The following is an 11,501-nucleotide window of genomic DNA, read 5'->3' as shown; positions in this document are numbered from 1 at the left end:
AAGGTTTCCTGTGAACATTCAAACTTTGTTAAATCAACGTATTCAAGCGGCTATGGTGGCAGTTGGTGCACCTGAAGACGCCCCCGCACTGGTTCGTCAATCGGCGAAAGCGCAATTTGGTGATTACCAAGCTAATGGCATTATGGGGGTGGCGAAAAAGTTAAAGATGAACCCTCGCCAATTAGCGGAGCAAGTATTAGAAAAGCTTGAACTGGACGATCTTGCCGACAAAGTCGAAATCGCAGGCCCAGGTTTTATTAATATTTTTCTAAAAAATACTTGGTTGAGTGAAGCGTTGATGCGTTTGCGTCACAGCGATCGATTAGATGTGCCGATGGCCGACAACAAAGAAACCGTGGTAGTGGATTACTCTGCGCCTAACCTTGCCAAAGAAATGCACGTCGGTCATTTGCGTTCTACCGTGATTGGGGATGCAGTGGTTCGCACCTTGGAATTCTTAGGGCACAAGGTGATTCGTCAGAACCATGTGGGCGATTGGGGCACACAATTCGGTATGTTGTTGGCGTATATGGAGCGATTGCGTGCCGAAAACCAACAAGTCAGTATGGCACTGTCCGATCTTGAAACCTTCTACCGAGCGGCCAAACTGTGCTTTGATGAAGATCCTGAGTTTGCGAATCGTGCCCGTGAATTAGTGGTGGCGTTGCAATCTGGCGATAAAGAGTGCTTGGCGCTTTGGGATGAGTTTATCAATATCTCGCTGAATCACTGTGAAGAGACCTACACCATGTTGGGTGTCTCTTTAACACGAAAAGATGTGATGCCGGAGAGTGCTTATAATGATGATTTGCCACAGGTTGTCGATGATTTAAAAGCACAAGGATTATTAACCGAATCCAATGGGGCACAATGTGTCTTCTTGGAAGAGTTTGCCAATAAAGACGGTGAAATTACCCCGATTATTGTGCAAAAAAGCGGTGGTGGTTTCTTATATGCAACGACCGATTTGGCAGCCGTGCGCTACCGCTACAATACATTAAAAGCCGATCGTTGTTTGTACTTCGTCGACGCTCGCCAATCCTTGCATTTCCAGCAGATCTTCACGTTATCTCGTAAAGCGGGTTTTGCTCCACAGGACGCTCGTCTTGAACACATGCCATTTGGTACCGTGATGGGCAGCGATGGCAAACCCTTCAAAACGCGCTCTGGCGGTGTGGCAAAATTGTCGGCTTTGTTAGAAGAAGCGCAAGAGCGTGCTTTCAAATTGGTGGCGTCTAAAAATCCAGACATGCCAGAAGACGAGCAGCGTAACATTGGTCGTGTGGTGGGCATTGCGTCAGTCAAATACGCTGACTTATCGAAAAGCCGCACCAGCGACTACCAGTTTAACTGGGACAGTATGTTGAGCTTTGAGGGGAATACCGCCCCTTACCTGTTATACGCCTACTCTCGTGTGGCCAGCATTGTACGTCGTTCAGAAATGAAGATTGATGATTTACAAGGTGATATCGTAATCCAAGAGGCTCAAGAACGGGCGCTTGCGATGCAATTGGTGCAATTTGAAGAAGCGATTCAGCAAGTGGTGAACGATGGGATGCCCCATTTTCTGAGTGCGTATTTATACGACTTGGCGGGTACTTTTATGACTTTCTATGAAGCTTGCCCAATCTTGAATGCCCAAGACGATGTGAAAATCAGCCGTTTGCAATTGGCATTGGCGACCGCCTCGACGTTGCAGCAAGGCTTGAACTTGTTGGGTATTGAGACCTTGGAGCGTATGTAGTCGCTAACGAGGCGTTTGTCCGTCATGGTATGAGGTAGAAATTGTTGTATTCATACCTCGTTAAAAGGCGCTTTTCTCATGGGGAAACGCGCCTTTTTGTTTTTCGTGTTTCTTTGGCTATCACATAATTTGAGACCAATATGAAAATTTATATTGCTTACACTGGTGGCACCATTGGCATGGTACCTTCTGATAATGGTTTAGTGCCTGACGCCGCTTTTGCCGATCACTTAAGCCAGCATCTCAATGAATCGGACGAATTCGTGCATGAATTTGTGATTCAACGTTATGAGAATTTGATTGATTCTTCTAACGCGACACCAAAAGATTGGCAAAATATCGCCCATGATATTAAAAATAAATGGCATGAGTTTGATGCCTTTATCGTTCTTCATGGCACGGATACCATGGCCTATAGCGCCTGTGCTTTGTCTTTGATGTTTGCCAATAGTGACAAGGCTATTATCCTGACCGGATCACAAGTCCCTATGTATAAAGTGCGTACAGACGCCATGATCAATGTCATGGGGGCCATTTCAGCATGTGAAGAAGGGGTTCAAGGTGTGTTTCTCTTCTTTGCTGGTCGATTGATCGAAGGGGATCGAGCACACAAAGCTCACACCACGGATTGGCAAGCCTTTAGTTCTCCTAATTACCCAGAACGTGGCGTATTAGGCATTGATTGGCGTTGGCGTTCTGAAGACATTCATCAAGCTCCCATGAGTATTCACATTCCAGCGATGCAGGAGAGTGCGGTGACGATTCTTCCTGTCTTTCCGGGCGTACAAGCAATACATTGGCAAGGGTTGCTGAATGATAAGGTGAAGGGCGCTGTTTTATTAAGTTATGGTGCGGGGAACGCCCCAGATAAAGACCCTGAATTACTTGCCTTGCTAAAAACCGCGTCCGACCGGGGCGTGACCATTGTGAACGTTAGTCAATGTGGAGCGGGCAGTGTCGCGGCGGGCGCTTACGCTGCGGGGTCTGCGTTAGTTGAAGCGGGCGTGATCTCGGGTCTAGATATGACTTACGAAGCGGCTTTTGTCAAACTGCATTTTTTGATTGGTCTAGGACAGTCGCGTCAGCAAATTATCGCGGCTTGGTAGAAAATAAAATAGGCCATCTTAAGGAAGAGAGGCTAGCCAATGACGGGATAAAAAACTTACAATGCGATTATGTAAACTTTTGTTTCTAGTGAACCCTCTCTTTAAAACGGATTTTATATGGCGCTCTTGTATGTACTCTTGGTTCTCATTTGGTCGACTGGCTTTATTACCGGTAAGTTTTTAGTCGGCCTAATTGATCCGAATATCTACCTTACTATCCGTTTTTTAGGCGTGGGTGGGCTTTTTACTCTTATCGCCGTGTTTCAAAGGCGCCGCTTTCCTAGTTGGAATGAACTACCTAAGCACATTATCGCAGGGATGCTGATGAATGGCTTTTACTTAGCGTTTGCCTATGTGGCCATCGCGAAAGGTTTACCTGCAGGTATCATGGCGCTGATTGGAGCGCTACAGCCAGCGTTAGTCACCCTACTTGCCTTCTTGCTGATCAAAGAAAAAACCTCGATAAAAGGCATCATAGGGATGCTGATTGGTATGGTGGGGTTAGTGTTGGTCTTGAGTCCGGTTTTTGAGCTGGATTTGAGCCATGGTGGGGTTTCTTTTCTCACCTTATTGTTTGCGTGTTTAGGTATTTTATCCTTATCCCTAGGGGTGACTTACCAGAAAATGTCGATTTCTTCTTCCGATTTATTCTCATCAATGGCAATACAAAACTTGGCTGCCGCCGCCGTGACGTTCTGTTTTGCATTGGTGTTAGGTGAACATGTCTTTAAAGTACAACTTGAAACCTTCGCACTTATTGCATGGGGCATTATTGTTTTATCGTGTGGTGGCGTGTTCTTAATGGTTTGGCTACTGCGCAAAGTGAAAGCCTCGCAAGTCACCACCGTCATGCTATTGGTTCCACCCCTAGCGGCGGTCGAAAGCTACTTCTTATTTAATGAGCATATGACATGGGTACAAATCACGGGTTTTGTTGTGACCATTGCAGGTGTGTATTTAAGCCGAGCGAAGCCCGCTTAGAGTTCATTTTATGTTGGTTATTAAAAAGGCCTGGTGACGTACACCAAGCCTTCTAGAACATGAAAACCTGTTTACCAGTATCTGGTAAGCGTTCTATCAAGCGCGTTTTTTATCTAATAGTCGGACTTTTGCTTCGGTGCGGTCGAGTTGTGTGCCAAGGCGTTCCATATCGTCGACGAAGCTGTTGAATTCGATTTTGCTCGGTAGTAGTTTGCTGTTGGTTTGTAGGTATTGAACCAGTTGTAGACGAAGCGTGGTGGCGGTTTCTTTGCCCCAAGACCATTGCTTGCGAAGCAGACGAGCTAGGGCGGCGGCAGGCAGATCACCAAGATGGTCGGCAAGTAAACCTTCCCAATCCAGTTCAAAATTTTCCATGACTTTGTGTAGTGTCATTAAGGCTTGTGCGTTGCCTTGAATACGTAAGTCGCCATCGAACAGACCATCGCCTTCGAGCAGCTTACGATAGGCTGAGCTGGGTCCTTGAACTAGGGTGTCTAGGCGAGGATCCAAGTCTATTTCATCTAAGCTTTCTGGACGATGCAAAATAACGCCTTGTTCAAGAATATGAACTTGCAGCGTCAGAGAAAAGTCTTCGATATGTAGGAAAATTTGCTGGCCAGCCAGTTTGCTTAGACGTGTTTGAGAAGGTTCATCTTGTTTTAGGGCAAGATTGACGGCGCGTTCAATGGCGCTAATGGCAGACAGACTAAGCGAGCTCATGACAATTCCTAGTGATGATAAAACAACGGGTTAAACTTGATGAATTTGAATCACGGAAGTTTCTCGCGTCTGACCTTCTTTTTCAAGGCGCTCTAGGTATATTTGCCAAAGTTCATCATAGTGTTGGCCGAGATTATAGAGATAATCCCAAGAGTAGAGGCCAGAGTCGTGGCCATCATCAAAGGTGATTTTGAGGGCATAGTTGCCCGCCCCTTCAATATTGTTAATGGCGACGTCTTTTTTGCCAACTTGTAAGATGGGGATGGTTAAACCATGTCCGCGCACTTCCGCAGACGGAGAGTGCACTCGCAAGTATTCCGCGCTGAGGCGAAATACTTGCCCATCAGCAAACGCCAGCTCCAATTCACGGGACTGCTTATGATAGTGAACCTTGGTTGGAGCGGGTGTGGTTGCCATGTATGCTCTCTTGCTTATGTTGGGTTAAAGGATGTATTGGCTAAGGTCTTCGTTTTCAACAATCTCACCTAGCTGTTCATCGACGTAAGCGGCAGTAATGTCAACTTCTTGACCATCTGGCATGTCACTGGCCGAGTAAGAAACTTCTTCTAACAGTCGCTCTAACACGGTATGAAGACGACGCGCACCGATGTTTTCTGTCCGCTCATTCACTTGGAAGGCGATTTCCGCAATGCGATGAATCCCTTCTTTGGTGAAGTTGATGTTAATGTTTTCTGTCGCTGCCAAGGCAATGTATTGCTGAGTCAGTGAGGCGCTGGGCTCTACCAAAATACGCTCAAAGTCATTCACTGTGAGGGCATCCAGCTCAACTCGAATTGGTAAGCGGCCTTGTAGTTCAGGAATCAAGTCCGATGGTTTGGTTAAATGGAACGCTCCTGAGGCGATAAATAAGATATGATCTGTTTTGATCATGCCGTATTTGGTACTGACCGTACAGCCTTCAACAAGAGGCAATAAGTCACGTTGTACCCCTTCTCGGGACACTTCACCACCAGAGCGCTCAGAGCTTTTTGCCACTTTATCGATTTCGTCTAGGAAGACGATGCCATTTTGTTCAACGGCTTCGACGGCGCGGGCTTTTAGTTCATCTTCGTTAACCAGTTTAGAGGCTTCTTCGTCGCGAACTTGGCGAAGGGCATCTTTTAGTTTCATTTTGCGACTTTTGGTCTTTTGGGAACCTAAGCTTGAGAACATGTTCTGTAACTGACTGGTCATTTCTTCCATGCCAGGAGGGGTCATGATCTCGACGCCAACAGGCGTATCAGCCACATCGATTTCAATTTCTTTATCGTCTAGTTTGCCTTCGCGCAATTTTTTACGAAAAGCTTGACGTGTGCTGTTGTTTTCCAACTCAGGATCACCGCCACGAGCTGGCGGCAAGAGTGCATCCAGAATACGATCTTCTGCGGCGTCTTCTGCTTTATGACGCAGTTTAGCGGTTTCTTGCTCGCGTAGCATTTTGATCGACATTTCGACCAAGTCACGAATGATGGATTCTACATCACGACCAACGTAACCCACTTCGGTAAATTTCGTGGCTTCGATTTTGATAAAAGGAGCGTTGGCAAGTTTTGCTAAACGACGGGCGATTTCGGTTTTACCGACACCTGTCGGGCCAATCATCAAAATGTTTTTGGGAGTGATTTCGGCACGCATGTCTTCAGGGAGTTGCATGCGGCGCCAGCGGTTGCGTAAGGCAATGGCCACCGCACGTTTGGCTTTTTGTTGACCAATAATATGATTGTCTAACGCGTTAACCGTCTCTCTTGGGGTCATGCTGCTCATCTTGGCTCTCTTAATTATCTTTGTCAGAAGTGTCTTCTGAGGGAATGTTTTTAGTTGAGTTGTCTTCAAGCTTAGGGTCAATAATGATTTCTTCAATGGTTAAGCTATGGTTGGTGAAGACACAAATATCGGCGGCGATGTTTAGGCTTTTTTCAACAATTTCTTTCGCCGATAGATCAGTATTGTCGATTAGGGCGCGAGCGGAGGCTTCGGCAAAGTTGCCACCAGAGCCAATGGCTAAGGCGCCGTGTTGTGGCTCAACAACATCTCCCGTCCCTGTAATGATTAAAGTACTGTCTTTGTTAGCAACAATCAACATGGCTTCAAGGCGACGTAATGCCTTGTCGGAGCGCCAGTCTTTCGCCAGATCGACCGCGGCGCGTACCAAATGACCTTGGTGCTTTTCTAGCTGCCCTTCGAAGCGTTCGAATAAGGTGAAGGCGTCAGCTGTACCGCCAGCAAAGCCCGCAATGACTTCACCACGATATAAGCGGCGCACTTTACGTGCGTTGCCTTTCATGACTGTATTACCTAGAGACACTTGTCCATCGCCGCCTACGACGACTTGATTACCTTTGCGTACCGTTAAAATCGTTGTCATGGGTCTACTCCAGTTTCGATTCTAAACAAAGTGGGGGCGAGTTCGCTGATTTTCAAGCAGGGGAGACTATGACAAATGTCTTCCTTGTTATGTGCGAACTTTTGAGATGGCTTTTGCTTTATTTTTTTGTGGGGCTGGTGGTTCTGTAAGCGGCAGCTCTCTGCTTGTGATAAGGAGACTTTCTTCTGGCAACGGTCAAAAGGGCGCTGCCAGAAGAAAGTAATAATCGAAGATTATTGGTTTTCTTTTTTGATTTTGTAAGGGTAAGACTCGATGCGCATATCGACTAATTTATCTTCAATATGGTTCATGACAGAACGATCATTGAATGGCCCAATGACAACACGATACCAAGGCTTACCATCTTTCGTGCTAAGGGTTTTGCGCACGCTGGTGTCGACGATACCGGATAGAATCAGCTTAGCACGTAAACGATCCGCATCTTTAGGGTTTCTAAAGGAGGCCGCTTGAAGCATGTAGAGGAAGTCCTGTGCACCGCGAGGCTCGTACTGATAGGCCTTAACGTGTTCTGTTTTGACTTCGCTATCTTGTAAAATGCTATAAAAATCAAACGACTCTTTCTTTTTCGCCTCAGCTTTTTTGTGCTCAGCTTTCTTCGCTTCTGTTTTAGGGGCAGCTTTGCTTGCGACTTTTGGTTTCGCGGCTGGGACAGATTGAGTGACCGGTTTTTGTTTTACGTGACTTAACTTGGTTAAACCATAAATAAAGGCGACTAGAATCACCGGAACAATGATCCATAACCACCAAGGGGTTTTGCGTTTTGGTGGGGGGGGCGTCCGGCGAGTTGCACCCTTTTTCGGTCGATTTCCTTTGGCAGCAATATTGATTGGTGTAAACATAGTTTAGGCTTTATTAGAAATAGGGCACATTATGCTGGCTTGATCCTTAAGTTTCCAGTCTAGGTAAAGTAAATGATCCATGGATTGCCTATTTAGCCTTTTCTAATAGGTTTCCAGCGGGTCCACATCGACCGCATAGCGAACCTTATGTTGTTGGCGAGTGGCGTGCTCAAGCCATGCGGTCATCATGGCGGTCACTTGATGAAGCGGGGCGCGTTGGGCCGATTTGAGTGACAGCAGGGCGCGATGTTGGCCGGCTTTACGAACGATAATGGCGGTGTAAGGGCCAACCATAGAGATATCTGGAGGGAAATGGGGCTCAAGTTCTAAGCGCATATTGGTCAAGAGTTGCATGGCTTCTTGCTCATTACCGGATTCGGCCCGAATCAATACTTGGTGATAGAAAGGTGGCAGAGAGAGCGCTTTACGCTCTGAAAGGCCACTCAAAGCAAACTGTTCATAGCCTAATGTGCATAGGCACTCGATGGCGGCGTGGTCAGGATGGTAGGTTTGCAGTAACACATGACCTGGCTTTTTCGCACGTCCTGCTCTTCCTGCCACTTGGGTGATGAGCTGGGCCGTTCGTTCCATGCCGCGAAAATCCGCGGAAAATAATCCTGCGTCGGCGTCCATAACGATGACTAGAGTCACATTGGGAAAATGATGACCTTTGGCGAGCATTTGGGTGCCGATTAAGATGGCTTGGTCGTGCTCATGGATTTTTTGTGTTAGTTGCGTCATCGCCGATTTGCGTTGGGTGCTGTCTCGGTCAATACGCAAAATCGGTACGTCTTTGAATAAGGGGCTTAATTGCGTCTCGATTTGTTCTGTCCCTTCGCCCACGGTGAAAAGCTCGGTTGATTGGCATTCAGGGCAGGTATGAAGCAGTGCCTTTTGCGCATCACAATGATGGCAGTGGAGTTTATTGGCGCGCTTGTGCACGGTGAGGTTGACATCACAATGGTCACAACTGGCAATCCAGCCACAATCGTGACACATGAGCGTTGGGGCATAGCCACGGCGATTTAAAAAAATCAGCACTTGTTCACGTTGATCTAAGCAGCGCTTCATGGCTTGCAGAGCCTGTTCACTGAAGCCGTGAACCAGCGTTTGGCCGCGTAAATCCACACGCTCCATTTCTGGAATGTGGGCGTTGCCAGCCCGCTGACGTAGCTTTAGCCAAGTAAAGCGCTTTTGTAAGGCATTGGCGAGGCTTTCAAAGGAAGGTGTTGCCGACGCCAACAGTACCGGAATGCTTAGATTTTGGGCGCGTTTGATGGCCAAGTCCCGAGCGTGATAACGGAAGCCTTCATGTTGTTTGTAGGAAGCGTCATGCTCTTCGTCTATGATAATCATGCCAAGGTTGGCGGCGGGCACAAAGGCGGCTGAACGTGTGCCGATAATGACCTTGGCATGGCCACTTGAGGACAACAGCCAGGCGTCCAGACGCTCTCGATCCGTCATGTTGGAATGCATCAGTACAATATTGGTATTGAGGCGATTTTCAAAGCGCTTAAAGGTTTGTGGCGTCAAGCCGATTTCGGGCACCATCACGAGGATTTGTTTGTCCTCGGCGATCAGTTCTTCCATAACGCGTAAGAATACTTCGGTTTTGCCACTGCCAGTAATGCCATCCAGCAATGCCACGCCAAAGCGATTTCTCATATCAAGTATTTCTTCCATGGCCATGGTTTGCTCACGATTCAGCACGGGTGGGACTTGTGTTTGGTGAGAGTGCTTTTCGCCCGCGGTATTGAAAGCGCGCTGTTCGCGCCTGACTAGGCCTTTTTCTTCAAGAGACTTGCCTGCATTCGGCATGAGACCGAGTAAGGATATGGCGTTTTGGCTCATGCCATTTGGGTGTTGTTGTACAGCTTTTAAGAAGTCTTGCTGGCGAGGGGCTCGACTGAGCAATTCAATATCGATTGTTTGGCCAGCCTCAGTGACAAACCACCAGTTTTCCGTTCGAAACTCAGCGTTTTCGCCTTTTCGCAAGGAGACGGGCAGAGCATGAAAAATCACATCGCCGATGGGGTGGTGGTAATAACGTGCCGCCCATTCAGATAAGGCCATGAGTTCACCCGGAATAACAGGGGCTTCATCTTTCAAAGAAGTGAGGGATTTAAGCTGGCTTTCATCCCACTCGCTTGTCTGACTAAAGGAAACGATGACTCCTAGACGGCTGCCTTTTCCAAAAGGGACTTTCACTCGCATACCAGGCTGCAAGGCGTGACGTAATGCCATGGCCTTAGGGATTTTATAGTCAAATAGCGTACGCATGGGCACGGGCAGCGCCACTTGAGCGTATGGGTAAGGAGTAAGAAGCGCCTCTTGCATGCTTGGATTCGTAACCTTATATCGAAAAATACATCTAATGGATCCTAGTCTCTCTAGTGTACGTTACTCTGGCCAGTGGGGGCGAGAGAGAATTTTATTGATAAAGCGCTATAAAAAGGTTGCTGATTAGTCAATTGATCCCTAAAATACGCAGCTCTTGGAACCACTGTACAATGTCTGTACAACGAATCGTGCGGTGCTTGGCTAGGCGAAAGCCCATTTGTAGACGGCGAAAGCTAATTATTAGACTAAGTGGCGGCACACCAAACTTGAGGTAAACGCAATGAAAAAAGATATCCACCCAGATTACGCAACTATTACTGCAACTTGTACTTGTGGTAACACATTGACTCTTAATTCGACTGCTGGCAAAGACATGCACATCGACGTATGCAGCCAATGCCACCCTTTCTACACAGGTCAACAGAAAATGTTGGATACTGGTGGTCGTGTTGATCGCTTTAAGAAACGTTTCGGAGCGCGTCGTTCAACTAAGTAATTGGCTGAATAAACGTGTTTTTCCAGAAAAAGCGTCAAGTTATCTTGGCGCTTTTTTTGTTTGTATTTTGCACTACCGGGGTTGCCAAGACACTCCCAGATAATGCCTTATGTCACGCTAAAGGCCCACTTGAACGCGCCAAAGTGCAACGCATAGTCGATGGAGATACTTTGTATCTTAGCGATGGTAAAAGAGTGCGTTTTATTGGCATTAATACCCCAGAGTTAGGTCATAAAAAAGGCCACAATGAACCCTATGCTGTGGCGGCGACCCAGACGCTACGAGCTTTAGTGGGCAATTATGTCTATTTGCAGGCGGGGAAAGACCCCCGTGATCATTATGGACGTTATCTATTTTACGTTTTCGATAAAGATCGTATTTCATTATCAAGTCAGTTACTATCGAAAGGGCTTGGATATCGTATTGCGATACCACCTAATGTGGCTTATCAATCTTGCTTTATTCAAGCAGAGCAAACCGCCCGTAGGGCGGGGCTCGGTGTTTGGACACAATCACTGACGTGGCGACCGCATAGCGGTTTTGTTGTATCGCAGGTAGTGATCTCGTCCATCACAAAGAACCGAGGTGGTTGGTGGCTAGCGACAGATCATGATCTGGTTATTCATTTACCCCTCAGTTCTGAGGACTATTGGCCTGCCCAGAAGGTTTACTTTTTAAAAGGGCATAACGTCGAAGTCCGTGGTTGGCAACATCATAGAAAAAGCCGCTCATCGCGCTATAAATCTTGGATTTTGTCGGTCAAACACCCAAATGATTTACAGGATTTGGGTATGCCCGAATGAGAGATGTGATAGGCTGTTCTGTGACTATAATAATAAGGTGTCGTTTCTTGGCGTAATGTCGTCAGAATCAAGACCCAATTTGTACT

The 11,501-nt window shown here is 47.0% G+C and carries 11 protein-coding genes; 5 read left to right on the top strand and 6 right to left on the bottom strand.

The genetic code is table 11. The features are described 5' to 3' along the window. The first annotated feature begins 10 nt into the window (after positions 1–10). From argS to AC0VYG_RS22140, 3 genes are all read left to right on the top strand, one after another. The gene (argS, locus tag AC0VYG_RS22150; RefSeq protein WP_475430038.1) at positions 11–1,744 is read left to right on the top strand and encodes an arginine--tRNA ligase; all 1,734 of its coding nucleotides are present in this window, start codon (positions 11–13) and stop codon (positions 1,742–1,744) included. Positions 1,745–1,884: 140 nt separating this feature from the next. Then, complete coding sequence (locus tag AC0VYG_RS22145) at positions 1,885–2,850, top strand: asparaginase (protein WP_475430037.1); 966 nt, start codon at positions 1,885–1,887, stop codon at positions 2,848–2,850. Between the two features lie 117 nt (positions 2,851–2,967). Further along, a complete protein-coding gene (locus AC0VYG_RS22140) occupies positions 2,968–3,831 on the top strand; it encodes a DMT family transporter (RefSeq protein WP_067018982.1) in 864 nt (287 codons plus the stop codon). A gap of 96 nt (positions 3,832–3,927) precedes the next feature. On the opposite strand, the gene AC0VYG_RS22135 is transcribed toward AC0VYG_RS22140, so the two are convergent. The 6 genes from AC0VYG_RS22135 to AC0VYG_RS22110 all read right to left on the bottom strand — a co-directional run bounded on the left by AC0VYG_RS22135 (position 3,928) and on the right by AC0VYG_RS22110 (position 10,113). Next, positions 3,928–4,551 carry a ubiquinone biosynthesis accessory factor UbiJ gene (locus tag AC0VYG_RS22135; RefSeq protein ID WP_475430036.1) on the bottom strand — a complete coding sequence of 208 codons (624 nt, stop codon included), beginning with the start codon at positions 4,549–4,551 and terminating at the stop codon, positions 3,928–3,930. 30 nt (positions 4,552–4,581) lie between these two features. Beyond that, a complete protein-coding gene (locus tag AC0VYG_RS22130; protein WP_067018976.1) occupies positions 4,582–4,968 on the bottom strand; it encodes a gamma-butyrobetaine hydroxylase family protein in 387 nt (128 codons plus the stop codon). 24 nt (positions 4,969–4,992) lie between these two features. Further along, positions 4,993–6,315 carry an ATP-dependent protease ATPase subunit HslU gene (gene hslU / locus AC0VYG_RS22125; RefSeq protein WP_475430035.1) on the bottom strand — a complete coding sequence of 441 codons (1,323 nt, stop codon included), beginning with the start codon at positions 6,313–6,315 and terminating at the stop codon, positions 4,993–4,995. A 10-nt stretch (positions 6,316–6,325) separates the two neighbouring features. Next, on the bottom strand, positions 6,326–6,916 hold the full coding sequence (gene hslV, locus AC0VYG_RS22120; RefSeq protein WP_475430034.1) for an ATP-dependent protease subunit HslV: 591 nt from the start codon (positions 6,914–6,916) through the stop codon (positions 6,326–6,328). A gap of 233 nt (positions 6,917–7,149) precedes the next feature. Continuing rightward, the gene (locus AC0VYG_RS22115) at positions 7,150–7,776 is read right to left on the bottom strand and encodes an SPOR domain-containing protein (protein ID WP_475430033.1); all 627 of its coding nucleotides are present in this window, start codon (positions 7,774–7,776) and stop codon (positions 7,150–7,152) included. Positions 7,777–7,878: 102 nt separating this feature from the next. Further along, positions 7,879–10,113 (bottom strand): primosomal protein N', encoded by a 2,235-nt coding sequence (locus AC0VYG_RS22110; RefSeq protein WP_475430032.1) that lies wholly within the window; start codon positions 10,111–10,113, stop codon positions 7,879–7,881. A 283-nt stretch (positions 10,114–10,396) separates the two neighbouring features. Between AC0VYG_RS22110 and rpmE the strand changes: the two genes are divergently transcribed. Together rpmE and AC0VYG_RS22100 are read left to right on the top strand one after the other, a co-directional pair. Further along, entirely contained in the window at positions 10,397–10,612 is a 216-nt protein-coding gene (rpmE, locus tag AC0VYG_RS22105) for a 50S ribosomal protein L31 (RefSeq protein WP_475430031.1), read from the top strand. A gap of 56 nt (positions 10,613–10,668) precedes the next feature. Next, positions 10,669–11,415, top strand: coding sequence for a thermonuclease family protein (locus tag AC0VYG_RS22100; protein WP_475430030.1), 747 nt, complete (start codon positions 10,669–10,671; stop codon positions 11,413–11,415). The last annotated feature ends 86 nt before the right edge of the window (positions 11,416–11,501 follow it).

This window comes from Marinomonas sp. 63XJN7_7_ISO-PGPR-S23-202 (assembly GCF_056173505.1).
Note: the sequence above shows the minus strand (reverse complement) of the source record. Positions and strands in the feature narration are given on the sequence as shown.